24 protein-coding genes are annotated in these 23,678 nt (G+C 42.9%); 16 read left to right on the top strand and 8 right to left on the bottom strand.

Annotated features, from left to right (window positions below; genetic code table 11):
- Position 1: 1 nt before the first annotated feature.
- Positions 2-391, top strand: coding sequence for a 50S ribosomal protein L17 (gene rplQ, locus EL144_RS05745; protein WP_005704447.1), 390 nt, complete (start codon positions 2-4; stop codon positions 389-391).
- An 89-nt stretch (positions 392-480) separates the two neighbouring features.
- Here the strand turns inward: rplQ and EL144_RS05740 are convergent, their stop codons facing one another.
- On the bottom strand, positions 481-1,242 hold the full coding sequence (locus EL144_RS05740; RefSeq protein ID WP_005701862.1) for a glycosyltransferase family 2 protein: 762 nt from the start codon (positions 1,240-1,242) through the stop codon (positions 481-483).
- Positions 1,243-1,340: 98 nt separating this feature from the next.
- Between EL144_RS05740 and waaA the strand changes: the two genes are divergently transcribed.
- From waaA to EL144_RS05680, 12 genes are all read left to right on the top strand, one after another.
- Complete coding sequence (waaA, locus tag EL144_RS05735) at positions 1,341-2,615, top strand: lipid IV(A) 3-deoxy-D-manno-octulosonic acid transferase (RefSeq protein ID WP_032995299.1); 1,275 nt, start codon at positions 1,341-1,343, stop codon at positions 2,613-2,615.
- A gap of 9 nt (positions 2,616-2,624) precedes the next feature.
- Positions 2,625-3,101 (top strand): pantetheine-phosphate adenylyltransferase, encoded by a 477-nt coding sequence (gene coaD, locus EL144_RS05730; protein WP_005704449.1) that lies wholly within the window; start codon positions 2,625-2,627, stop codon positions 3,099-3,101.
- 84 nt (positions 3,102-3,185) lie between these two features.
- Complete coding sequence (gene pyrR, locus EL144_RS05725) at positions 3,186-3,722, top strand: bifunctional pyr operon transcriptional regulator/uracil phosphoribosyltransferase PyrR (RefSeq protein WP_005704450.1); 537 nt, start codon at positions 3,186-3,188, stop codon at positions 3,720-3,722.
- Between the two features lie 71 nt (positions 3,723-3,793).
- Positions 3,794-4,720: a peptidylprolyl isomerase gene (locus tag EL144_RS05720; protein ID WP_005704452.1), complete on the top strand. Its 927-nt coding sequence runs from the start codon at positions 3,794-3,796 to the stop codon at positions 4,718-4,720.
- A gap of 75 nt (positions 4,721-4,795) precedes the next feature.
- Positions 4,796-5,659, top strand: a complete 864-nt coding sequence (gene rsmA, locus EL144_RS05715) for a 16S rRNA (adenine(1518)-N(6)/adenine(1519)-N(6))-dimethyltransferase RsmA (protein WP_005704453.1) — start codon at positions 4,796-4,798, stop codon at positions 5,657-5,659.
- A gap of 15 nt (positions 5,660-5,674) precedes the next feature.
- The gene (gene apaH, locus EL144_RS05710; protein WP_005704454.1) at positions 5,675-6,502 is read left to right on the top strand and encodes a bis(5'-nucleosyl)-tetraphosphatase (symmetrical) ApaH; all 828 of its coding nucleotides are present in this window, start codon (positions 5,675-5,677) and stop codon (positions 6,500-6,502) included.
- A gap of 11 nt (positions 6,503-6,513) precedes the next feature.
- Positions 6,514-7,044 carry a GNAT family N-acetyltransferase gene (locus EL144_RS05705; RefSeq protein ID WP_197718131.1) on the top strand — a complete coding sequence of 177 codons (531 nt, stop codon included), beginning with the start codon at positions 6,514-6,516 and terminating at the stop codon, positions 7,042-7,044.
- Complete coding sequence (locus EL144_RS05700) at positions 7,041-7,679, top strand: glucose-6-phosphate 1-dehydrogenase family protein (protein ID WP_032995300.1); 639 nt, start codon at positions 7,041-7,043, stop codon at positions 7,677-7,679. Before EL144_RS05705 ends, EL144_RS05700 begins: the two co-directional genes overlap by 4 nt.
- Positions 7,680-7,802: 123 nt before the next feature.
- Positions 7,803-10,391 carry a leucine--tRNA ligase gene (leuS, locus tag EL144_RS05695; protein ID WP_005704457.1) on the top strand — a complete coding sequence of 863 codons (2,589 nt, stop codon included), beginning with the start codon at positions 7,803-7,805 and terminating at the stop codon, positions 10,389-10,391.
- Positions 10,392-10,453: 62 nt separating this feature from the next.
- Positions 10,454-10,957: an LPS-assembly lipoprotein LptE gene (locus EL144_RS05690; RefSeq protein WP_005701850.1), complete on the top strand. Its 504-nt coding sequence runs from the start codon at positions 10,454-10,456 to the stop codon at positions 10,955-10,957.
- Positions 10,957-11,991, top strand: coding sequence for a DNA polymerase III subunit delta (holA, locus tag EL144_RS05685; RefSeq protein WP_005704458.1), 1,035 nt, complete (start codon positions 10,957-10,959; stop codon positions 11,989-11,991). Before EL144_RS05690 ends, holA begins: the two co-directional genes overlap by 1 nt.
- 101 nt (positions 11,992-12,092) lie before the next feature.
- Positions 12,093-12,362 (top strand): DUF5339 family protein, encoded by a 270-nt coding sequence (locus EL144_RS05680; protein WP_032995301.1) that lies wholly within the window; start codon positions 12,093-12,095, stop codon positions 12,360-12,362.
- 48 nt (positions 12,363-12,410) lie between these two features.
- Here EL144_RS05680 and mutT read toward each other — a convergent pair whose 3' ends face one another.
- From mutT to secM, 3 genes are all read right to left on the bottom strand, one after another.
- Positions 12,411-12,815 (bottom strand): 8-oxo-dGTP diphosphatase MutT, encoded by a 405-nt coding sequence (gene mutT / locus EL144_RS05675; protein ID WP_005704461.1) that lies wholly within the window; start codon positions 12,813-12,815, stop codon positions 12,411-12,413.
- Between the two features lie 83 nt (positions 12,816-12,898).
- Entirely contained in the window at positions 12,899-15,598 is a 2,700-nt protein-coding gene (secA, locus tag EL144_RS05670) for a preprotein translocase subunit SecA (protein WP_032995311.1), read from the bottom strand.
- A gap of 78 nt (positions 15,599-15,676) precedes the next feature.
- The gene (secM, locus tag EL144_RS05665; RefSeq protein ID WP_005704463.1) at positions 15,677-15,994 is read right to left on the bottom strand and encodes a secA translation cis-regulator SecM; all 318 of its coding nucleotides are present in this window, start codon (positions 15,992-15,994) and stop codon (positions 15,677-15,679) included.
- A 91-nt stretch (positions 15,995-16,085) separates the two neighbouring features.
- Here secM and EL144_RS05660 point away from each other — a divergent pair, with 91 nt between their 5' ends.
- Positions 16,086-16,397 carry a DciA family protein gene (locus EL144_RS05660; RefSeq protein ID WP_005704464.1) on the top strand — a complete coding sequence of 104 codons (312 nt, stop codon included), beginning with the start codon at positions 16,086-16,088 and terminating at the stop codon, positions 16,395-16,397.
- 38 nt (positions 16,398-16,435) lie between these two features.
- Entirely contained in the window at positions 16,436-16,852 is a 417-nt protein-coding gene (locus EL144_RS05655) for a MerR family transcriptional regulator (protein ID WP_005704465.1), read from the top strand.
- Between the two features lie 68 nt (positions 16,853-16,920).
- Here EL144_RS05655 and uvrA read toward each other — a convergent pair whose 3' ends face one another.
- Positions 16,921-19,752, bottom strand: a complete 2,832-nt coding sequence (uvrA, locus tag EL144_RS05650) for an excinuclease ABC subunit UvrA (protein ID WP_005704466.1) — start codon at positions 19,750-19,752, stop codon at positions 16,921-16,923.
- Between the two features lie 169 nt (positions 19,753-19,921).
- On the opposite strand from uvrA, the gene EL144_RS05645 reads away from it, so the two are divergent.
- Positions 19,922-20,398, top strand: coding sequence for a single-stranded DNA-binding protein (locus EL144_RS05645; protein ID WP_032995303.1), 477 nt, complete (start codon positions 19,922-19,924; stop codon positions 20,396-20,398).
- A 495-nt stretch (positions 20,399-20,893) separates the two neighbouring features.
- Here the strand turns inward: EL144_RS05645 and qatD are convergent, their stop codons facing one another.
- Genes qatD through EL144_RS05625 form a run of 3 tightly spaced genes read right to left on the bottom strand, consistent with a single transcriptional unit; the run spans position 20,894 to position 23,678 of the window.
- On the bottom strand, positions 20,894-21,625 hold the full coding sequence (gene qatD, locus EL144_RS05635; protein WP_005704470.1) for a Qat anti-phage system TatD family nuclease QatD: 732 nt from the start codon (positions 21,623-21,625) through the stop codon (positions 20,894-20,896).
- On the bottom strand, positions 21,622-22,938 hold the full coding sequence (qatC, locus tag EL144_RS05630; RefSeq protein WP_032995304.1) for a Qat anti-phage system QueC-like protein QatC: 1,317 nt from the start codon (positions 22,936-22,938) through the stop codon (positions 21,622-21,624). Before qatC ends, qatD begins: the two co-directional genes overlap by 4 nt.
- The gene (locus EL144_RS05625; protein ID WP_005704472.1) at positions 22,938-23,678 is read right to left on the bottom strand and encodes a hypothetical protein; all 741 of its coding nucleotides are present in this window, start codon (positions 23,676-23,678) and stop codon (positions 22,938-22,940) included. Before EL144_RS05625 ends, qatC begins: the two co-directional genes overlap by 1 nt.

The raw sequence follows: 23,678 nt of genomic DNA, 5'->3' as shown, positions 1-23,678 counted from the left end.
TATGCGCCATCGTAAGAGTGGTCGTCAACTCAACCGTAATAGCAGTCATCGTCAAGCGATGTTCCGTAATATGGCAAGTTCTTTGATTGGTCACGAGATCATTAAAACGACTTTGCCAAAAGCAAAAGAATTACGTCGAGTAGTTGAACCGTTAATTACTTTAGCAAAAGTTGATAGTGTGGCAAATCGCCGCTTAGCTTTTGCTCGTACACGCAACACTGAAACTGTTGCTAAATTATTTAATGAATTAGGTCCACGTTTTGCACAGCGTGCTGGTGGTTACACCCGCATCCTTAAATGTGGTTTCCGTGCAGGCGACAATGCACCAATGGCTTACATTGAATTAGTTGATCGTCCGGAAGTTTCTTTTGAAGAAGCAACAGCGGAATAATCGTTAATTTAGTTAAACTTAAAAAGGCTGAATATTTTCACATTCAGCCTTTTTGTTATCAATACTAAGAGAATTCTTATTAAATAAAATTATCTATTTCTTGTTCTGACCCATAAGTCAGCATATTTTACAAAAGTAGAATGTGCTGAAAGTATAGCCAGTAATAAGCCTGCTTTACCATCTAAGAATCCCAAACGAATAAAATACATTTTTACAAAACAGCCTATAGCATGGCTGATTCCTTGCCATAATGTCGCTTTTTTACCTGCTTTTTCTCGTTGGTCCGCCCACGCTTTGGCATATCCGGCAGATTTAACTAAGTAATGATGAATATTTTGGTAAGTATAATGTAATAAATCACCATTCAGTTTTTGAATATTGGTGTTTATAGGCAGTTCTACTTTCTCATGAACCAGTTGATCGCCATACTGAGTAAAGTCCTTACGATATAAACGAATAACATAATCGGGATACCAGCCGGAGTAGCGAATTTTACTTCCAAAAATTTCACTTAATCGCGGAATTTTGTAGACGGTATTGGGCGTATCTTGAGAAATTGCTGTCAGAATGGATTGACGTAGCTCAGGGGTTACCCGTTCGTCGGCATCTAGCCATAAAACATAGTCAGAGGTCACATGCTGTTGTGCTAATTGCCGCTGTTTGCCGAATCCAGGCCAATCGGTATTTTGGTAGAATTTTGCGCCGTATTGTTCGGCAATTTGTTGGGTTGCATCGGTGCTACCGGAATCTAAAATAACAATTTCATCCACCCAATCTTTTACAGTATCCAAACATTGTGCAAGGTAGTGCGCCTCGTTTTTAACAATCATCGCAACGCTGAGAGTAGGCATATTTTTATCCTTTGTGAATCAGTGACAAACGCTTATACTAGGCGCTTGTTTGTCTTTATTAATTTTTTGCAATTCTAACATAAGCCGACACATTTTCTATGTTACGTTTTTTCTATACCTGCTTGATGTATTTTGTTCAGCCAATGCTATGGCTTTCAGTGTTTTTACGTGGTTTTAAAGCTCCAAATTATCGCAAGCGTCTAGCTGAGCGCTATGGCTTTTATGGCAATATCCGACCTCCGCGGCCCAATGGTGTCTTAATTCATGCAGCATCCGTTGGTGAGGTGATTGCTGCTATTCCTTTAATTAGGCGGATTCAGCAAGATTATTCGCAACTGGCTATTACGGTAACAACGATGACTCCTACCGGTTCCGATCGCGTAAAAGCTGTTTTTGGCGACAGTGTGACACATGTGTATTTGCCTTATGATTTGCCGGATGCCGTCTCCCGTTTTATTGGATTTGTACAACCGCGCTTAAGCATTGTCATCGAAACTGAAATTTGGTTTAACCTGATCCATCAATTCGCGCATCGAAATATTCCGTTTATCATTGTGAATGCCCGCTTATCTGTACGTTCTGCTACGCGTTATGGTTGGTTTAAAGAACAGTTAAAACCGGTATTGGATAACATTACGTTAATTGCCCCACAAGATGAGGTAAGTTGGCAACGTTATGCGCAATTAGGCATTGCGCCCGAACGATTAATATTAACCGGTAATATTAAATATGACTTAAATGTGACTGATGGATTACTTCATAACATTGCAACATTAAAAGCACAATGGAATACACAACGACCTATCTGGATTGCCGCCAGCACACACGAAGGCGAAGATGAAATCATCTTAAAAAGTCACCGCACTTTATTACAGCAATATCCTGATTTGTTGCTGATTTTGGTGCCGCGTCATCCGGAACGTTTCAATTCAGCGGCTCAACTGATTGAACAAGAAGGCTTTTGTTTTATCCGGCGTAGTAGCCATGAGATACCTGCAGAAGAAACACAAGTCTTGCTTGGAGATACTATGGGAGAACTCATGTTGTTATACGGTATGGCAAATGTGGCGTTGGTCGGTGGCAGTTTAGTGGCGCACGGTGGGCATAATCCATTAGAACCTTTGGCATTCAAATTGCCGGTTATTAGTGGGAAACATACATTTAACTTTCCTGAGATTTTCGTTAAATTAATTAAGCGGCAAGGTGTGTTAATTACGGAAGAAACTCCACAAGCAGTGGCCAAAGCCGTAGCAACCTTTTTACAGTCACCTAAGCTTGGTGAACGTTATGGCCAGGCCGGTTATGTCGTGTTAAATGAAAATCGCGGCGCGTTACAACGCGTAATGGATTTATTAAAACCTTATTTGAACTAGGATGAAGTAATGACAACGGTAATCTATCCCGGTACATTTGATCCGCTTACGAACGGGCATTTGAATATTATTGAGCGAAGTGCGGTGATTTTTTCAAATGTTTTAGTAGCGGTGGCCGAAAGCCCAAGTAAAAAGCCTTTATTTACTTTAGACGAACGTGTTGAATTGGTACGTCAATCGGCGGAGCATTTGTCGAATGTTAAGGTTATTGGGTTTAATAATTTGCTTGCGCATACCATCGCTGAATATGATGTCAAAGCGATTATTCGAGGGGTACGTAGTACGACGGATTTTGAATATGAAGTGCAGTTAGCCCATCTTAACCGACTCCTCACCCATGGCGTGGAAAGCATGTTTTTCCCTCCGGTGGAACAGTGGTCTTATGTCTCTTCCACCATGATCCGCGAAATTTATCTACACAACGGTGACATGAGTCAACTTGTCCCGCCAGTCGTGTTAAAAGCGTTGCAAGAGAAACGGAAATAGCATTCCTTAGCAGAGAACAGTAACAACAATAGGGCATTTATGCTATTTTAATCCTACTTTTCCTTAACCCGAGAGCCACAACGTATGGAAAAAATCATTATTGACGAGAATCAGTTTTTAAGAACGATTTCCCGCATTTCTCATGAAATTATTGAAAAACACCAAACCTTGGATAATTTAGTCATTGTTGGTATTAAACGTCGAGGTGCAGAAATTGCCGAGCTGATTAAAAATAAAATTAAAGCCCTAACGCAGACGGATATTCCGGCGTTTGATTTAGACATTACGTTTTATCGCGATGATTTACAACCGGCACAGGCGGCACAAGCGCCGGTTTATAGTGGTGCTTCTGATTTTATTAATATTCAGCATAAAGAAGTCATTTTGGTGGATGATGTGTTGTTTACCGGCCGGACAATTCGGGCTGCCTTGGATGCGTTGGTGGATTTTGGACGGGCGGCAAAAGTGGAGTTGGTGATTTTTGTGGATCGTGGGCATCGCGAGTTGCCTATTCGTGCTGATTATGTGGGTAAAAATGTGCCGACCAGCCGTAGCGAAAACATTCAAGTGCGCACAATGAAGTTTGACCAATGTTATGAAGTGGCTTTACTGTCCAAATAAAGTTTGTGAACTTTTGTCAAAATTGATAATCTAACCAGTAATTTCAATCTTATAACGGAATATTAACGAATATGAATTTGAAGTCAGTTTTCTTTTCCGCAGTAGGTATTTTAGCGCTTGTTGCAAATGTGCAAGCTGAGGAAAAAGTGGTTGCGACAGTGAATGGCATTCCTGTGTTGGAAAGTCAGGTGCAAAGCGCGTTAAATAAGAAAACCAACAATCGACAAGCAGCATTAAATAAAGTTATTGATGATATTTTGGTTGATCAGGCTGTGCAAGAATCCGGAGTGAAAGTCAACAACGCCCAAGTGGATAAAATCATTGAAGGCATTGCGGCGCAAAATGGCTTAACCTTTGGTCAGTTATTGGATGCGCTCGATTATCAAGGCATTAGTTATCGTGCTTATCGTCAACAAATTGCACAGCAAGTGATGATGTCTGAAGTACGTAATCATGCGATTAGTCAAAGTGTGGATATTTCTCGTGAGCAAGTGGAAGCATTGGCGAAGAAAATGTTGGATGAGGCTAAAGCGAAAGGTTCTGTGGCGAAAGTCTCTGATACACAATATGAAGTTCGTCATATCTTATTGAAATTAAATCCATTATTAAATGATGCTCAGGCTAAAGCACAGCTTGAACAAATTCGTGCGGATATTATAGCCGGTAAAACGACCTTTGCCGATGCTGCATTGAAATATTCCAAAGATTACTTGTCCGGCGCCAATGGTGGTAGCTTGGGGTATGCCTTCCCGGAAATGTATGTCGGCCCGTTTAATCAAGCCATTCGTACTACCAAACCGGGCGTTATTAGCGCTCCGTTTAAAACAGAATTCGGTTGGCATATTTTAGAGGTGACGAATACTCGCCAAGGGGATCGTACGGAAGATGCTTATCGCCAAAAAGCTTATGAGCAAATCGTGAACCAACAATTGCAAGATTCTGCCCGCGATTGGGTGCAAGCGTTGCGTAAACGAGCAGATATTAAATACTTAAATTAATCATCATCCCGGCCCAATGGTCGGGATTTTGCTTTATAATACGACCGCACTTTTTATTTTTATAAGACAGCATCAATGAATTCAAAAAAACACTTGGGCCATACGGCGCGTAAACGGTTCGGGCAAAATTTCTTGCACGACAACAATGTTATTCAAAATATCGTGGCGGCAATTTACCCACAATCTAACCAATTTTTAGTGGAAATCGGCCCGGGCTTGGGCGCGTTGACCGAACCGGTGGCGGAGCAGGTTGAGCGCCTGACCGTATTAGAGCTTGACCGTGATTTGGCGGAGCGTTTACGCCATCATCCGTTTTTACATCAGAAACTTAGCGTCATTGAAACCGATGCCATGCAGTTTGATTTTTCCGGCCTTTATGAACAAGAACATCTGGCCGAGAAAGGCCAAAAAATGCGTGTGTTCGGTAACTTGCCGTATAATATTTCCACGCCGTTAATGTTCCACTTGTTTAAATATCACCACATTATTCAAGACATGCACTTCATGTTGCAAAAAGAAGTGGTGAAACGCTTGTGTGCAGCCCCGAACAGCAAGGCGTACGGAAGATTGACCATTATGGCGCAATATTTCTGTCAAGTGATGCCGGTATTGGAAGTGCCACCGAGTGCCTTCAAACCTGCACCGAAAGTGGATTCTGCCGTGGTTCGGTTAATTCCACATGCCACATTGCCACACCCGGTGAAAGATTTATATTGGCTGAATCGCGTCTGTTCGCAGGCATTTAATCAGCGCCGCAAAACACTACGTAATGCTTTGTCGGGTTTATTTTTATCGGAAAATCTGACCGCACTTAACATCGATTTAAACGCGCGTGCGGAAAATCTCAGTATCTCCGATTATGCGCGTTTGGCGAATTGGTTGGCAGATAATCCGCCAGCAGATGTGAACAAAGATGATGTGATGGATTCGGAGGCATAAAAAGAGCGGTCAAAAATGGCGACATATTTAGTGGGAGACCTACAAGGTTGTTATGACGAGTTACAAATATTATTGGATCGAGTGAACTTCGATCCTGCGCAGGATAAACTTTATTTAACCGGTGATTTAGTGGCGCGCGGCGATAAATCGTTGGAATGTCTGCGTTTCGTCAAATCCTTAGGACATGCTGCATACACGGTATTGGGCAACCATGATTTACACTTAATTTCCACTGCACTTGGGATTAAAAAAATCAAGCCTCGCGATCGTGTTGCACCGATTTTTTCCGCGCCTGATTTTTTTGAATTGATTAATTGGTTACGTGAACAGCCTTTACTTATCCATAATGAACAGCTGAATTTCGTCATGACGCACGCCGGTATCTCGCCCGATTGGGATTTAGCAACCGCCAAAGCCTGTGCTAATGAAGTGGAAAATGTGCTACGCCATGGCAATTATCTCTATCTCATTGAAAATATGTATTCGGAACAGCCCGATCGTTGGTCGCCAAATTTACAAGGACTCGATCGCCTACGCTACATTGTCAATGCTTTTACCCGTATGCGTTTTTGCTATTGGGATCATCGTTTAGATTTCGCGTGTAAACTGCCTATCAAGGATGCTCCGAAGAACCTTGCACCCTGGTTCTCCTTGGATAATCCGCTGTATCAAACCGAAAATCTCGTTTTTGGCCATTGGGCAAGTTTAGTGGATGAAACCACCCCACCGAATATTTATGCCCTCGATACAGGTTGCGTTTGGAACAACCGTCTCACTATGTTGCGTTGGGAAGATAAGCAATATTTCACCCAAAGTGCGGTCAAAAATTACAGTGATTTTTAAAGGTGGTTATCATGCCGGATGAATCCTTCCTCACAAAAGAGAAACTGATTTTACGCCGTCCAAATTTAATGGATAAAATGGCTATTCTTGAAATGATTAAAGAATTTCAGCTTGATAAGAGTGAAATGGATGGTTGTTTTATTGATGAAAAACTTGATTACGAGCATTGGTTGGAGAGTAATCTGAAGTCGGAACAAGGAGTTGACTTACCGGAAGGTTTTGTCTCTGCGGTTCAATTTGTTAGTTTTGATGAAAAGGGGCATGCAATAGGCTTTCTTCACCTGCGTTTATCCTTAAATGAATTCTTGAGACAGTTTGGCGGACATATTGGTTATAGCATTCGACCGTCTGTTAGAAATAAAGGATATGCGAAGGAGCAATTAAGGTTAGGACTTCAGCGGGCAAAAGAGATGTCAATTTTTGATGTACTTTTGACTTGCCATACAACAAATATTGCAAGTCAGAAGGTTATCTTGGCTAATGGTGGTATTTATCAGGATACTCTTCATGAAACACAACGTTACTGGATCAAAAATAAATGAATCAATCTAAACTGACTTCTCAATCTTGCGATCTCTTCAATATTCCCTTCTTTCAATTCGCCCAAATGAAGAAATTTTGTCCGCAGGACATTCCTCGTATTAAGGCCGATTACAAGGCCCATTGGGATACGTGGAAAGCCACGATTTTACAGGTTGCCGCCGAGTTAGGTACGCCATTTGCCAAGCCGCATATTGAAAGTTGGACGAATGGTTGGCAGGTGCGCGGGCATTTCTTTGCCTATTTTAAATATGAATATAACCTCAATTCCGCGGCGATTTTGTCGGTGTTGTTAAATCGCCGTCGTTTATCCGTAAGTTTGGATTGGCATTGTTATCGTGCCGATCGGTCGCAAATTAACGTGCAACAATATAACCAATGGTTGGAGAATTTTGATTTTGCGCGTTTTGCCGAGCTGGATATTTGGCGAGGTGATGAAAGTGAATACGATGATTTCCGTAAAGTCAGTGAACTTAGGCAACAGGATTTAACGTTGCGTTCGGACGACAATTTTTGGTGTATTGGACGAAACGCGGAAAAAAACGAGTTGGATAAGCTGGATGCCACCCAATTTATTGCGGAGAGTATTCGTGGCTTATTGCCGTTATATGAGACTTGCCATCAGGTTAAGCCGTAAAAAAATATCCGAAATTCCCACCGCACTTTCTGTTATTTTTCCCCATTTTACGCTATTCTATGCCGTATTTTCTAAGCTAAAAACCCGCTATAAAGTGCGGTCTATTTTTAAGGTGATTTTTTTATGCAAGAACAATATCGTCCTGATTTACTTGAACCGGAAGTGCAAAAATTCTGGCAGGACAATAAAACTTTTAAAGCAGTACAAGATAACAACAAAGAAAAATACTATTGTCTTTCAATGTTCCCTTATCCGTCAGGCCGTTTGCATATGGGGCATGTGCGTAATTACACCATCGGCGATGTGGTTTCCCGCTATCAACGTATGAAAGGAAAAAATGTGTTGCAACCTTTTGGTTGGGACGCTTTCGGTTTGCCGGCAGAAGGGGCAGCAGTGAAAAATAACACGGCTCCGGCTAAGTGGACGTATGAAAATATTGCCTATATGAAGAAACAACTTCAGATTTTAGGCTTTGGTTTCGACTGGGATCGTGAAATTGCTACGTGTAAACCGGAATATTATAAATGGGAACAATGGTTTTTCACGGAGCTTTATAAAAAAGGCTTGGTGTATAAAAAAACCTCTACCGTGAACTGGTGTCCAAATGATGAAACGGTGTTGGCGAACGAACAGGTGCACGAAGGTTGCTGCTGGCGTTGTGATACCCCGGTGGAACAAAAAGAAATTCCACAATGGTTTATTAAAATCACTGATTACGCTGAGCAGTTGCTAAATTGCTTAGATGATTTACCACAATGGCCGGATCAAGTAAAAACCATGCAACGCAACTGGATCGGCCGTTCCGAAGGGGTAGAAATCACTTTTGATATTAAAGACACCAACAAGAAATTAGCGGTTTACACTACCCGTCCGGATACGTTCTACGGCGTGAGTTATGTAGCGGTGGCGGCTGCTCATCCACTGGCAACACTTGCGGCGCAAAATAATCCTGAACTAGCAGAGTTCATTCAAGAAGCGAAAAACACTAAAGTTGCGGAAGCGGACATTGCCACCATGGAGAAAAAAGGCATGCCGACAGGGCTTTATGCCATTCATCCGTTAACCGGTGAACAAGTGCCGGTGTGGGTGGCGAACTTTGTGTTAATGCACTATGGTACTGGCGCGGTGATGGCAGTACCGGCTCACGATCAACGTGATTTTGAGTTCGCACAAAAATATCATTTACCGATTAAACAGGTTATCGAACCGATTAACGGCGAAGCGATCGATTTAACCAAACAAGCTTTTACCGAACATGGCAAACTGGTTCACTCCGGCGAATTTGATGGCTTGGCATTTGATGCCGCGTTTAATGGCATCGCCAATAAATTGGAGTCCATGGGCAAAGGCAAACGCCAAGTAAATTACCGCTTACGCGACTGGGGCGTTTCCCGTCAACGTTATTGGGGCGCTCCAATTCCGATGCTAACCTTGGAAAATGGCGATGTAGTGCCGGTTCCAATGGAAGATTTGCCGATTATTCTGCCGGAAGACGTGGTGATGAATGGCGTGAACAGCCCGATTAAAGCGGATCCTGAATGGGCGAAAACGACCTATCAAGGCAAACCGGCATTAAAAGAAACCGATACCTTCGATACTTTCATGGAATCTTCTTGGTACTACGCCCGCTATACCTGTCCGCAATATCAACAAGGCATGTTAAACAGCGAAGAGGCGAACTATTGGCTACCGGTGGATCAATATATCGGCGGTATCGAGCATGCGACCATGCACTTATTGTATTTCCGCTTCTTCCATAAATTATTGCGTGATGCAGGCTTGGTAAATAGCGATGAACCGGCGGATAAATTATTGTGTCAAGGCATGGTGTTAGCGGATGCTTTCTATTACACCAGCCCGACCAACGAGCGTATCTGGGTCTCACCGACCAAAGTCACATTGGAACGTGATGACAAAGGTCGTATCGTGAAAGCCGTAGATGATGAAGACCATGAATTGGTACATGCCGGCATGACCAAAATGTCAAAATCCAAAAACAACGGTATTGACCCGCAAGAAATGGTGGAAAAATATGGCGCAGACACGGTACGTTTATTTATGATGTTCGCCTCCCCGGCAGAAATGACCTTAGAATGGCAGGAGTCCGGTGTTGAAGGGGCAAAACGTTTCTTGGCTCGGGTGTGGAATTTGGTGTTTGAATACAACAAAAATCCGACAAAAACAGCTGTAAATCCGACTGCACTTTCAATCTCACAAAAAGCCTTGCGCCGCGATGTGCACAAAACCATTGCGAAAGTGAGTGATGACATCGGTCGCCGCCAAACCTTCAATACCGCCATCGCTGCGGTCATGGAATTAATGAACAAATTGACTCGTGCGCCGTTGGATGACGAGCAAGATCGCGCCATTATGGCGGAAGCGTTGAGCGCGGTAGTCAGAATGTTATATCCAATTACGCCGCATATTTGTTTCCGTTTGTGGCAGGAATTGGGTAATCAAGATGCCATTGATTTTGCCCCATGGGTAGAAGCCGATGAGCAGGCCATGGTGGACGATGAAAAACTGATTGTGGTGCAAGTCAACGGCAAAGTGCGTGGCAAGGTCACCGTGGCGGCAGATGCTGATGAAGATACGGTGAAAACCATGGCCTTCGCCGATGAGAATGTAAAACGCTTCCTCGACGGTATGCAAGTGGTGAAAGTGATTTATGTGGCTGGTAAATTACTCAATGTTGTGGTGAAACCACAGTAATTTAATGGAGAAAATGACCGCACTTTGGTGTAAAAGTGCGGTCGGTTTTTAAGGTGAATTTTATGCTAAAACCCATCAAAACCTTATTGTTGACCGCCGGTGTGTTGGCGCTTTCCGCGTGTGGATTTCATTTCCAAAACGGCGAACTGATTCCTCAAGAATTACAAACGTTAAAATTGGAAAGTAGTGACCCTTATAGTGATATGGCTTTATCCATGCGTCGTCAGTTACAGCTCAATAACGTGAATTTAGTGGAAGATAAGACGGATGTCCCGGTATTGCGCTTAAATAAAATTTCGACCAAAGATCAAGTGGTATCGATTTTCAAACAAGGCCGTGAGGCGGAAAAACAGCTGATTTTAGAAGTGGAAGCCAGCGTGAAATTGCCAAATAAAGACAGCTTCCCAATCAGTACCAAAGTTAATCGCACATTCTTTGATAACTCCCGTGCAGCATTGGCAAAATCGGCAGAAAAAGACGTGATTTGGCAGGATATGCGTGAGCAGGCTGCGCGTCAGTTAATTAACAAAATGGTTGCCTTACAGCACCAAATTCATGGCAACTAATGAATCGTATTTTTCCTGAACAGCTTTCTCTCTCGTTAGCGCGTCAACCCGCGGCGCTTTATTTTCTAGCGGGAGAGGATCCGTTATTACTTGAAGAAAGTCAGGATGCTATTCAACAGGCCGCGTTTAAACAAGGATTCGACGAAAAATGGGTGCTGGAAATTAATTCCTCCACCGACTGGAATGTGTTGTTTGAACGTGTGCAATCTATGGGCTTATTTTTCAATAAGCAACTCATTATCTTAGATTTACCGGAAAATCTAACCGCACTTTTGCAGAAAAATCTGTTGGAATTCGTTTCCTTGTTACACCCTGATGTGTTGCCGATTTTTCGCCTAGCCAAACTGACTAAAACCGCTGAAAATCAACCATGGTTTATCGCTGCTAATCAATATGCTCCCGAAGCCGTATTGGTGAATTGTCAAACGCCGAATGTGGAACAGTTGCCACGTTGGGTGAGTAATCGGGCAAAAAGTTTGGGTTTAAGCATTGACGAAGATGCGGTGCAACTTTTGTGCTACAGCTATGAAAATAATTTACTGGCGCTGAAACAAGCTTTGCAATTATTGGACTTGCTTTATGCCGACCGTAAATTGAGTTTTGCCCGCGTGAATGCGGTGGTGGAGCAGTCTTCCGTATTTACCCCGTTTCAGTGGGTTGATGCGATTCTTTCCGGCAAAGGCAACCGCGCCCGTCGCATTTTAATCGGATTAAAAGATGAAGATGTGCAACCGATTATTTTGTTACGCACCTTACAGCGGGATTTGATGACATTGTTAGAGATCAGCAAACCGGAACAACCGGCCAAACTTGATGATCCTTTGCCGACAGCGCAACTACGAGAGCAATTTGATCGTCTTAAAGTGTGGCAAAACCGTCGTCTGTTATTTAGCCAAATCATACAACGTTTAACCTATCGTAAACTTTATCTCTTTTTCCAACAGCTTGCTGATGTCGAGCGCAGCGCTAAGCAAGAATTTAGTGATGACATCTGGCAGCAATTAGAGGCATTGTCTGTGAGATTTTGCATCTGAAATAACTAGCAAGCATTTAATTGTGTTTTTTTAGAGCAAAATGAGTATAATAAACCGTCACTTAATCCGAAGTGGCGTTTAACCAGACAATGGAGAAACACATGAAAAAAGTATTATTAGCAGTATTATTATCCGGTTTTGCACTATCAGCTTCTGCCGCAACATCCCCAACCTGCGAAAAATATTTTGCCGATTTAGATGATTTTGTGAAAATGGCGCCAGCAGATCAACAGGCGGCATTGAAACAACAAAATGAAGAGACCAAGAAAAAATTTGAAATGATTCCGGAAGCTGCCCGCGATCAGGCTTGTACCCAGGCTGCTGACGCGCTTAAACAAGCTAAGGCTGCAATGAGCTCTGCAGGTAAATAATTTTTATTGCCCAATAAAAAGACCCGATAATTTCGGGTCTTTTACTATCTAATGCTCAGATTCCGCTAATAATCGTTGAATTAATTTTGCATTTGCCGGTGGAAATTGTCCCGCATCCAATTCATTTTGAGGCAGCCAAAAACCTGCTTGACCTTCCCGCCCAAAGGGTTCGCCCACCCATTCATTAACTAGATAAAAATAGAATGAAATCACTTTCGTCGGGTATTCAAATTCAAAGCGTTCAAATAGCTCTGCTTGCAACACCATAATACCGATTTCTTCTTCTAGTTCACGTTTTAGCGCCTGTTCGGGCGTTTCGTTTTTATCGACTTTACCGCCCGGAAATTCCAAGGCTTGCGCGAAATCTTGTCCTTCCAAACGTTGGGTTAAGTAAAGTTGTCCGAATTCATTACGAATAATCCCTGCTGCGACTTGTACAAGCGGTTTCTTCATTTTGTGTCCTTTTAGCGACGTTGAATAGCAAAAGTGCGGTCGAAAAACGAATAATTTTCTGACCGCACTTAGGTTACCTCGGATTAGTGTTTGGCACGACTGCCGTGGCAATGTTTATATTTCTTGCCTGAACCGCATGGACAAGGCTCGTTACGGCCGATCTTATGATGTCCTTCCGTATTGCTTTGATTGCCCTGAGATTCCTCATTATTATATTGCATGGTAGCGGCTTCCCGTTGCGCCAGCTCCTGACGGATTCTTTCCGCTTCTTCCATTTCCTCTTGGGTGCGGACTTGAACACGACTCAAGGTGGTAATCACGCTTAATTTCAAGGCATCCAACATTTCTGTGAACATTTGGAAGGATTCTTTTTTGTATTCCTGTTTCGGATCTTTTTGTGCATAACCGCGTAAATGAATACCACGACGTAAGTGATCCATTGCGGATAAATGTTCTTTCCAGAGTTCGTCCAAGGTTTGCAACATCACACCTTTTTCGAAATTACGCATGGTTTGCGCACCGGCCAGTTCTTCTTTACGTTTATATTCATCAGTTGCCGATTGAATAATGCGTTCACGTAAGGTTTCTTCGTGCAGATGATTGTCTTCATCCAACCATTTGGTAATTGGCAAATCTAACGCAAAATCTTGTCTTAAGCGTTGTTCCAATCCCGGTACATCCCATTGTTCTTCAAGAGATTGCGGCGGAATGTATTGATCGATAATGCTGTTGAATACGTCTTGACGAATGACTTCGATAGTGTCTGAAATATCATCGTTTTCCAATAATTCATTACGTTGTTCGTAAATGGCATGACGTTGATCATTTGCCACATCATCGAATTCAAGCAAGCTCTTACGACCATCAAAGTTATGGGCTTCCACTTTCGCTTGGGCGGAGGCAATCACTTTGGCCAATAATTTGGATTCCATGGCCTCACCGGGTTGGCTGAAGGCTTTGCGCATCATATTTAATTTGCCTTCGTTGAGGTAAATACGCATTAAAGCATCGTCTAAAGACAAATAGAAGCGGGACGAACCCGGGTCACCTTGACGGCCGGAACGACCGCGCAATTGGTTGTCGATACGACGGGACTCGTGGCGTTCGGTACCGATAATGTGCAAGCCACCGGCTTGTTTTACAATGTCATGACGTTCTTGCCATGCCGCTTTGATGGCATCAATTTGTTCCTGTGTCGGATTTTCTAATTTATCTATTTCCGCTTTCCAGTTGCCGCCCAACACAATGTCGGTACCACGGCCCGCCATGTTGGTGGCGATGGTAACGGCGCCCGGGTAGCCTGCGTTGGCCACAATTTCCGCTTCCTGTGCGTGGAATTTAGCGTTCAACACGTTGTGCTTGATACCGGCGCGCTCTAAGGCTTTAGAGAGTAGCTCGGATTTTTCAATGGAGATTGTCCCGACCAAAACAGGTTGGTTCCGTGCCACGCAATCTTTGATGTCGTCAATAATGGCGTTGAATTTGTATTCTTCCGTTTCAAACATCACATCGGTACGATCATCACGAATCATCGGACGGTTGGTTGGAATTACTACGGTTTCTAATCCGTAGATTTTTTGGAATTCAAAGGCCTCCGTATCCGCCGTACCGGTCATTCCTGCTAATTTTTCGTATAAACGGAAATAGTTTTGGTAAGTGATGGATGCCACAGTTTGGTTTTCGCTTTGAATACGCACGCCTTCTTTGGCTTCGATAGCTTGGTGTAAGCCGTCGGACCAGCGACGACCTGCCATCGTACGGCCGGTGTGTTCGTCCACAATGACGATTTCGCCGTCTTTTACAATGTAATCCACATCACGTTCAAATAAGGTATGGGCGCGCAATGCCGCCATCACATGGTGTAACAAGGTAATTTTAGATGGTGAATAAAGGGATTCGGTGTCTTTCATGAAACCGTGTTGAATCAACCATTGCTCGCATTTTTCTTGACCACGCTCGGTTAAGTGCGCTTGTTTGGTTTTGAGATCTAAAGTGTAATCACCGGTGCCCTGATATTCTTCGGTGTCTTCCTTATCTTGCTTAATCAGATTCGGAATGAGCTTATCAATGGCAATATAAAGCTCGGAACTGTCTTCCGCCTGACCGGAAATAATTAACGGCGTACGCGCTTCGTCGATTAAAATGGAGTCCACCTCATCCACCAAGGCATAGTAAAGATCTTTTTGGAAACGTTCTTGCGGTGCGTGCGCCAAGTTGTCACGCAAATAGTCAAATCCCAACTCACTGTTGGTGGCATAAGTAATGTCAGCTGCGTAAGCCGCGCGTTTTTCCTCCGGTGACATGCCCGGCACATTGACACCGACAGTCATGCCTAAAAATTCAAATAACGGACGATTGGTTTCCGCATCGCGGCGGGCAAGGTAGTCATTCACGGTAACCACGTGCACCGCTTTGCTCGGTAGAGCGTTTAAGTAACATGGCAAGGTGGCGGTTAAGGTTTTCCCTTCACCGGTACGCATCTCGGCAATACAACGACTGTTTAACACCATCCCGCCGACTAACTGTACGTCAAAGTGACGCATACCAAGCACACGCTTACTGGCTTCACGCACCGTGGCGAAGGCTTCCGGAATTAGGCTTTCTAAGGTTTCGCCTTGCGCCAAACGCGCACGGAATTCTGCGGTTTTTGCTTTTAATTCATCATCACTCAAAGCTTCAAATGTCGGTTCTAATTTATTGATTTTTGAGACGGTTTTGTTTAAACGACGTAAGATACGATCATTACGACTACCAAAAATTTTGGTTGCAATAGTTCTAAGCATAATTTCTTCTTTTTTAAAAACGGATAAAAGGGAATCGTTTAACATTCATTAAACGACGATAGCTATAAGGTTGTGAAATTAAATGAGCTCAGGGCCGGCGCGGATTGGCGCGTTAATGATGAAATACGAACGCACAAAGTGCGGTTCGTTTTTCGTAAGAATTTCAGCCTCAATCGGCGCATTTTGCGGTTGGAATTGTTGCTGTTGGGTTTGTTTGAGTAAGGAGACCGCGGTTAAAATCTGCGGCACATTTTGTTGTTGGGCGTTTTGATAATTTTCGTTAGCCACGTTTGCTTGGTATTGCCATGCCTGTGAGGCAGGTAAAGCAAAAATCGCAATCATACTGAGTAAGAGTTGCGACCAAAAACTGTGTTTGCTTTTATTTGAAATCATCATAACGGAATTGAATTTAAAAAATTGTCGGTATTGTAGCGGAAATTCGCTACAATGTCATAAATATTAGGGCGAAAAGGCGGAAAACAAGGCGATGCAATACAATCGGGCAGTGAATATCAGCGAATTGTTACAAGATTCTGCACTTGCGAAAGTGATGCAAAAAGGCATTTGGTTGAATGAATTAAATCAGCAATTCAAGCGTCTTTTCCCGTCACAATTTGAGGGATTGTATGGCATTGCGAATATCGACCAAACTACCTTGAGCATTGAAGTCGCCAATTCAGCTGTACGCCAAGGGCTACTTTTCAAACAGCGGGAATTGCTTAAATTAGTTCAACGACAACTGCCGCAAGTGACACAATTAAAGATTTACGTTAACCCGGAATTTAGCGCAAAACGTTAAAAGTGCGGTCATTTTTTGGGGGCGTTTAGGGAGAACACATGAAAATAGGGAAGTTAGCTGACGCAGTAGGGTGTAGCGTAGAAGCCATTCGGTTTTATGAGCAAAAAGGACTGATGCCTCGCCCGTCACGTTCCCTTGGGGGCTTTCGCTTATATAACGATGACCACTTGCAACGCTTGTCTTTCATTTGTTATTGCCGATCGTTGGATATGTCCCTTGAGGAAATTAAATTACTGTTAAGTTTGGAAAGTGCAGGCGTTCAACAAAAAATCGAAATTAACGCTCTTATTGATCGTCATATTCAAGATATCGCCAAGCGAATCCACCGCTTACAGCATTTGCGCATGAATCTGTTGCAATTGAAACAGCAATGCGGTGAAATCAACCCACAACAAAGTTTGTTCCAGATTTTGCAACGTAGCCATGCCAAATTCAGACCGATAAAAACGTCATAAAAAAACACCGCACTTTAGATTCACGTTTAAAGTGCGGTGTTTTTTCTAGGTGTTTTCCTTGTGGCTTTTTAACCTTTCGCCAGAATACCTTTTAGGAAGCGCGCGGTATGCGAACCTTCGACTTTAGCGACCTGCTCCGGCGTACCGGTGGCGATAATTTGTCCGCCACCGCTACCGCCTTCCGGGCCGAGATCCACAATCCAGTCAGCGGTTTTAATCACGTCTAAATTGTGCTCAATGACCACGATGGTATTGCCTTGATCGCGCAAGCGGTGCAACACGGAAAGCAGTTGTTTGATGTCGGCAAAGTGTAACCCGGTAGTCGGTTCGTCCAGAATATACAGGGTTTTACCCGTATCCCGCTTGGAGAGTTCTGTCGCCAATTTCACCCGTTGCGCTTCACCACCGGACAGGGTAGTGGAGGATTGCCCTAAGCGAATGTAAGATAAACCCACGTCCATTAGAGTTTGCAGTTTGCGCGCAATCATCGGAATCGCATCGAAAAATTCCCGCGCCTCTTCCACGGTCATATCCAACACTTGATGAATGGTTTTGCCTTTGTAGCGAATTTCTAAAGTTTCGCGGTTGTAGCGTTTACCCTTACATTGGTCGCATGGCACGTACACATCCGGCAGGAAGTGCATTTCCACTTTGATTACGCCATCGCCCTGACAGGCTTCGCAACGTCCACCGCGTACGTTAAAACTGAAACGTCCCGGGTTGTAGCCGCGTGCTCGGGCTTCCGGTACGCCGGCGAACAGCTCACGAATCGGGGTGAACACGCCCGTGTAGGTTGCTGGGTTAGAGCGCGGTGTACGGCCAATCGGGCTTTGGTCAATATCAATAACTTTGTCGAAAAATTCCAAACCTTCGATAGATTTATACGGCGCTGCTTCCGCATTTTCCGCACGGTTTAACGCGTTTTGGGCAATCGGGAACAAGGTGTCGTTTATCAACGTGGATTTGCCTGAACCGGAGACGCCGGTGATACAGGTAAATAAGCCGACCGGAATCTCTAAGTTGACATTTTTCAGGTTATTGCCTGATGCGCCGAATAGCTTGAGCGTTTTTTTCTTATCAAGTGCGGTACGTTTTTTCGGTATTTCGATTTTTTCTGCGCCGGATAAGAATTTGCCCGTAAGCGAGTTTGGATTTTGCATGATGTGTTGCGCCGTACCTTCGGCAATGACATTGCCACCATGTACCCCTGCGCCCGGGCCGATGTCGATAATATGGTCGGCGCTTAAAATCGCATCTTCATCGTGTTCCACCACAATCACAGTGTTGCCGAGATTTCGTAAGTGAATCAAGGTGTTGAGCAAGCGTTCGTTATCCCGTTGATGTAACCCGATAGACGGTTCATCCAACACATACATCACGCCGACCAAGCCTGCGCCGATTTGGCTGGCAAGACGAATGCGTTGTGCTTCACCGCCTGAAAGGGTTTCGGCGGAGCGGGAAAGGGAAAGATAATTCAAGCCCACATTTACCAAAAATTGTAACCGCTCTTTGATTTCTTTCAGAATCTTCTCGGCGATTTGCGCTTTTTGTCCGCTCAGTTGTAGCTCTCCAAAAAAGCTCAAGGCTTCTCCGATGCTTTTCTCCGATACATCAGGCAGATTGGTTTGCTCAATATAAACGTTGCGTGCCTCTGGGCGCAGGCGCGAACCGCCACAATCGGCACAAGGGCGATTGCTGATGTGTTTGGCAAGTTCTTCCCGCACAGACATGGATTCCGTTTCTTTATAACGGCGCGCCATGTTGTTTAAAATGCCTTCGAATACATGGCGACGCAACACGACATCGCCGCGATCGTTCATGTATTGGAATTCGATTTCTTCCTTGCCGGAACCGTGCAAAATAATCTGTTGGATTTTTTTCGGCAGTTCTTCAAAAGGCGTTTCAATATCGAAATGGTAGTGCTTCGCCAATGACGTGAGCATTTGGTAATAATAGAAATTGCGACGATCCCAGCCTTTGATAGCACCATTAGCAAGGGAAATGCTTGGATTTTGCACCACGCGTTTTTCATCGAAATATTGTTGTACGCCCAAACCGTCACAAGTCGGGCACGCACCGGCGGGGTTATTAAAGGAGAAGAGACGAGGTTCCAGTTCCGGTACGGAATAGCCACAGTGCGGACAGGCAAAGTTAGCAGAGAACACCAGTTCTTCTGCCTTCGGATCGTCCATATACGCGACGACCGCCGTGCCACCGGAAAGCTCGAGCGTGGTTTCAAAGGATTCCGCTAATCTTGTAGCTAAATCCGACCGCACTTTAAAGCGATCCATCACCACTTCGATAGTGTGTTTTTTCTGTAATTCCAGTTTCGGTGGATCGGATAAATCACAAATCTCACCGTCAATACGGGCGCGAATGTAGCCTTGCGCAGCAATTTGTTGCAATAATTTAACGTGTTCGCCTTTGCGCTCTTTTACTACCGGCGCCAACAACATCATTTTGCTTTCCTCAGGCAGGGAAAGCACTTTATCCACCATTTGGCTGATCGTTTGCGCTGTGAGTGGCACATCGTGATGAGGACAGCGCGGCTCGCCCACGCGAGCAAACAACAAGCGCAGGTAATCGTGAATTTCGGTAATGGTACCCACTGTTGAACGGGGGTTGTGCGAGGTGGATTTTTGCTCAATAGAAATGGCCGGTGAAAGCCCTTCAATATGGTCTACATCGGGTTTTTCCATTAATGACAAAAATTGACGCGCATAGGCAGACAAGGATTCTACATAACGGCGTTGCCCTTCGGCATACAGCGTGTCAAAAGCTAAAGAAGATTTGCCTGAGCCGGATAACCCGGTAATGACGATTAATTTATCACGAGGAATGGTTAAGTTAATATTTTTCAGATTGTGGGTTCTTGCCCCACGAATATCGATGGTATCCATAATAGATTTTATAAATGAAAGAAGTGTAAATTTGCGACAATTATCGCATATTCCTAAATAACTGTGCAAATATCCAGTTAATTTTGTTGAAGGCGTGGATTTATTCCGAATTTTCAGGCAGAATAGAGCAAATTTTTTTACAGCAAAATTGAATAAAGAAGAGGATATTATGGCTGGAGTAAATAAAGTCATTATTGTTGGTAACTTAGGTAACGATCCTGAAATTCGTACCATGCCGAACGGCGAAGCGGTTGCCAACATTACCGTTGCCACCAGTGAAAGCTGGAATGATAAAAACACCGGCGAACGTCGTGAAGTGACCGAATGGCATCGCATTGTGTTCTATCGCCGTCAGGCGGAAGTGGCGGGCGAATACCTACGAAAAGGCTCTAAAGTTTATGTTGAAGGGCGTTTAAGAACCCGCAAATGGCAAGATCAAAACGGCCAAGATCGCTACACCACGGAAATTCAAGGCGACGTTTTACAAATGTTAGACAGCCGCTCTGATCGTCAATCCGGCGGATACGCGCCGGCAGCACAACCAAGCTACCCAAGCCAATCACAAAGCGCGCCACGTTCCACCCCGGCAAGTAAACCGGTAGCCGAAGCACCGATGGATAACTTTGATGATGATATTCCGTTCTAAGGAACGAAGTACAAAAATGATAAAGGGTCTGATGTTATGTCAGACCCTTTGTTTTTTGTGGCATAAAGTCGGTGTATTTTTAACGTAAAAGTGTGGTCATTTTTCTGTGTGTTTTTCCAACTTAAATATCGTAAGTTTTGAACGCATAAATAAACGGTTGCAAGGAATCTTTGAACAACAGCACCAACAATGTCATTACCATGCCAGTCTCCATAGCAAAAACAACATAATAATCAGAATGGGATTACGAATTGCCCGTTTTTATAATATGGTAAATGAGCAAAACGACTCTCATCAGGTAAAACACCCAAGTGGCTAGAGTGAATTTTAGTTTTTTCAAAAAATGTCTCATTGTTGATTAAATAAATCAAATCATTAGGAGAAGTGTCCCAATGGTTTTGAGGTTGAATATAAAGGATATTATAAGAGGGGATAAGGGATTAAGGTTATTTGGGGAAAGGGAGAGTTTTTATGGGGATAAGAAGAGGTTGTGGTTTATATATATTTTGAAATTGATCTAAATAGATTTTGTCTCAACATACTTTCAGCTTCTGAAATATTCATCCCCCACATATCTGCTAATATTGCAATGGCAATATTGGCATTCCAGGGGAATAAAGCTTGTGTTTTAAAATTCCCAAAAGGTCCATCAGTTTCAACTAATATTTTTTCTATTGGCATGATTTGGACCAACTCATAACCCTTTTTACTGCTTAACATTGCGGGTCCTACAGAAAAATAGCAGCCCATTTCAATCGCTCGTTTTAACTGTTGCTTTGTGCCTGAAAACCAATGAAGGATTGGCAAGTTATCATTTACTTGACTTAATTCATCTAGTACAGCATTTGCACTCATCTTAGAATGTATACTTAATATTTTTCCGCCAGATTTTGCTGAGCTTCTTAAAATATGGCGAAAGACCTTTAATTGTGTTTCCCAATGTGTTTTAAACTCTTTTCCGCCATCCAAACCAATTTCACCCACATAGCGAGTTTGGTTTAATAATGCATCAAACAATTCCAATTCTTGCCAACGTTCATGAGCCAGTTGGGGATGCAATCCCAAGGCGGTACGAATACGAGGACAATCTTTTGCTAATGAACTTGTTCCATACCACGCTTTTGGTGTGGTTGTAACAGATAAGACATAAATATTTTCATCTTTACATCGTTTTGCAACGTATTGTGGATTGGTATATAAATCCAAATGGCAATGCATATCCATCATAATATTTGGTTCTCTATTAAAAGTTGCTCCACTTCATCCAACCCAGTCATAAAAACATTTGCAAACTGATTTAATTGTTGAGTGGGTAGTGAGCCACTTTGTAAAACCCATTGATTGATGTTGCGATGATTTTTTTGACGAATAGCACTTATTAAAGCAAATAAATCATCTCTTCTGTCCTGATTTATTAAAATTTGCCGAATATCATTAAATTCATATTGGGCATCATTGGTAATACCAGCATAATGCAATGACGCTCTACGAATCAGGCATGGAACACAAACCCCGCATTGTTGATTTTTGCGTTTCCAATGGCTACACGAAACAGTATCAGGGATAATTTGCTGTAATAATGGTAAATTTTTGCATTCTGCTATCATTTGCCCTTTAGTTTTAAATTGATAAGGATTTCTTAAAGTGAAAGGAATATTGACCGCAGTGAAAAATTTTTGTATTTCTTGGATAAAATAAGGGTGAGTGGTACGGGTACTTAAAGCGCCTACTCTGCGTACTGTTAAAGGTGCATTGATTGAAATTACCCCATTTTCAGGCACTAAAATATCAATCTTTTTTTGCGCGACTTCCTGTAATGCATAAGCTGATACAATAGCAAATGCCAAAAAATTTAAACTTCTGGTTAGCATTGTGATTTCAGTGCTTTTTCCATTATTTGAATGTGGTTGTGCAATCGCATTAAATTGGGAAAATTGATTAATATAACCATTTTGGTTAAGTTGCTGAATAATGGCTTGCTGACGTGATTTATCACCTTTATAAGAATGACTAACTAAAACCGGTGAATGTCCCTGCTCCAATAAATCAATTACCCCAATTGCTGAATCCAACCCACCTGAAAATAAACAAACGCAGTCTTTATTTCTTAAATCTACCAATTTGGTTCTGCCACTTAATTTATAGGGCTGTGGAGGTAATTGTCCGCCTGCCTGAAAATCAAATTGCCAAATATCACCACTTAAAAAGTGTAAAATCTGTTCTAAATGAACTTTGTTTGCTTGCCAAATATCTGGCTGGCACAATGGTAAAGTGATAGAAAAGGAACGACACCAGCCATTTGCAGTATCTTTTCGCAAAATAAAAGTATCTGCTGCTGTAACTGCCATAGCAATAGTTAGAAAATCCATTACTTGATTATTGAGTTCAACACCTAATCTTCTTACTCTATCCAAAACCATATTACCAATATGAGCAATTTGTAGACTTTTATCGCCCATACCATAAAGACGAATAGGTAAAACACCATTAGGCAAATTTTTTAATTGCTCAATATCGTGATGAAAAAATAATTGATTCATCAATAATCCTCCCATTCTTCCCAAATTTCCAAAATAGCTTGGTTTTGAATTTCTTGCATTTGTTCGGTTGTTAATTGACAAACATCATCCGTAAATTTAGGGGCAAGTGTAATATCCACCACCTCATGAACTAATTGTCTCAAATCATTTTCAACGTTTGAAATTTGAACAAGATCGTCACCTTTATTCCACGCCTTACCAGCATCGTGTACAATTTGCAGAAAAATACTTTCAGTTAAATAACAAATCATCATCTTAGCAATAACTTCAACTGAAATACTGTGTTCATCAAAAGTAGTCATCCCTTCCAATGCTTCTGATAAAGCAATATTCATCGCGGAACGAATTTTGTCTGAATCACCGTGATGATCAACCAAAAGTTCGGTAATTTGATTGATGACCTCATCGCAAGACTGACCATTTAAACTATTTAAATTAACTGAATATTGTTGTTGCAGGCTGTCTGAAAAAATCTCAAACAAACCCGCACCTGCCTGGGTAATTTTCCCTAGTCTTTGTACGGAAGTATGCTTACCACCGCTGGCTTTTCGGGCATAATGACCAAGTGCTTTACGCACATCCTCACGCCCGCCTCCTCCTATAGCCCTACCGATTGCTTGACGCAATCCCTTTAATCTCTGTGGATCTGGCGTTTGAGTCGTTGCTTGGCTGTCATCAACCCAAGCCGGTAACAAAGGTGAACGACCATTTGGTCCTACACTAGATTGTGAAGTACCCAT

The sequence above is a fragment of the Aggregatibacter aphrophilus ATCC 33389 genome (assembly GCF_900636915.1).
Classification (GTDB): Bacteria; Pseudomonadota; Gammaproteobacteria; order Enterobacterales; family Pasteurellaceae; genus Aggregatibacter; species Aggregatibacter aphrophilus.
This window is presented reverse-complemented; position numbering and strand designations above follow the sequence as displayed.

Coding starts and splice junctions, on each gene's coding strand:
- rplQ (WP_005704447.1), top strand. CDS start 2: ATGCGCCATCGTAAGAGTGGTCGTCAACTCAACCGTAATAGCAGTCAT.
- EL144_RS05740 (WP_005701862.1), bottom strand. CDS start 1,242: ATGCCTACTCTCAGCGTTGCGATGATTGTTAAAAACGAGGCGCACTAC.
- waaA (WP_032995299.1), top strand. CDS start 1,341: ATGTTACGTTTTTTCTATACCTGCTTGATGTATTTTGTTCAGCCAATG.
- coaD (WP_005704449.1), top strand. CDS start 2,625: ATGACAACGGTAATCTATCCCGGTACATTTGATCCGCTTACGAACGGG.
- pyrR (WP_005704450.1), top strand. CDS start 3,186: ATGGAAAAAATCATTATTGACGAGAATCAGTTTTTAAGAACGATTTCC.
- EL144_RS05720 (WP_005704452.1), top strand. CDS start 3,794: ATGAATTTGAAGTCAGTTTTCTTTTCCGCAGTAGGTATTTTAGCGCTT.
- rsmA (WP_005704453.1), top strand. CDS start 4,796: ATGAATTCAAAAAAACACTTGGGCCATACGGCGCGTAAACGGTTCGGG.
- apaH (WP_005704454.1), top strand. CDS start 5,675: ATGGCGACATATTTAGTGGGAGACCTACAAGGTTGTTATGACGAGTTA.
- EL144_RS05705 (WP_197718131.1), top strand. CDS start 6,514: ATGCCGGATGAATCCTTCCTCACAAAAGAGAAACTGATTTTACGCCGT.
- EL144_RS05700 (WP_032995300.1), top strand. CDS start 7,041: ATGAATCAATCTAAACTGACTTCTCAATCTTGCGATCTCTTCAATATT.
- leuS (WP_005704457.1), top strand. CDS start 7,803: ATGCAAGAACAATATCGTCCTGATTTACTTGAACCGGAAGTGCAAAAA.
- EL144_RS05690 (WP_005701850.1), top strand. CDS start 10,454: ATGCTAAAACCCATCAAAACCTTATTGTTGACCGCCGGTGTGTTGGCG.
- holA (WP_005704458.1), top strand. CDS start 10,957: ATGAATCGTATTTTTCCTGAACAGCTTTCTCTCTCGTTAGCGCGTCAA.
- EL144_RS05680 (WP_032995301.1), top strand. CDS start 12,093: ATGAAAAAAGTATTATTAGCAGTATTATTATCCGGTTTTGCACTATCA.
- mutT (WP_005704461.1), bottom strand. CDS start 12,815: ATGAAGAAACCGCTTGTACAAGTCGCAGCAGGGATTATTCGTAATGAA.
- secA (WP_032995311.1), bottom strand. CDS start 15,598: ATGCTTAGAACTATTGCAACCAAAATTTTTGGTAGTCGTAATGATCGT.
- secM (WP_005704463.1), bottom strand. CDS start 15,994: ATGATGATTTCAAATAAAAGCAAACACAGTTTTTGGTCGCAACTCTTA.
- EL144_RS05660 (WP_005704464.1), top strand. CDS start 16,086: ATGCAATACAATCGGGCAGTGAATATCAGCGAATTGTTACAAGATTCT.
- EL144_RS05655 (WP_005704465.1), top strand. CDS start 16,436: ATGAAAATAGGGAAGTTAGCTGACGCAGTAGGGTGTAGCGTAGAAGCC.
- uvrA (WP_005704466.1), bottom strand. CDS start 19,752: ATGGATACCATCGATATTCGTGGGGCAAGAACCCACAATCTGAAAAAT.
- EL144_RS05645 (WP_032995303.1), top strand. CDS start 19,922: ATGGCTGGAGTAAATAAAGTCATTATTGTTGGTAACTTAGGTAACGAT.
- qatD (WP_005704470.1), bottom strand. CDS start 21,625: ATGATGGATATGCATTGCCATTTGGATTTATATACCAATCCACAATAC.
- qatC (WP_032995304.1), bottom strand. CDS start 22,938: ATGAATCAATTATTTTTTCATCACGATATTGAGCAATTAAAAAATTTG.
- EL144_RS05625 (WP_005704472.1), bottom strand. CDS start 23,678: ATGGGTACTTCACAATCTAGTGTAGGACCAAATGGTCGTTCACCTTTG.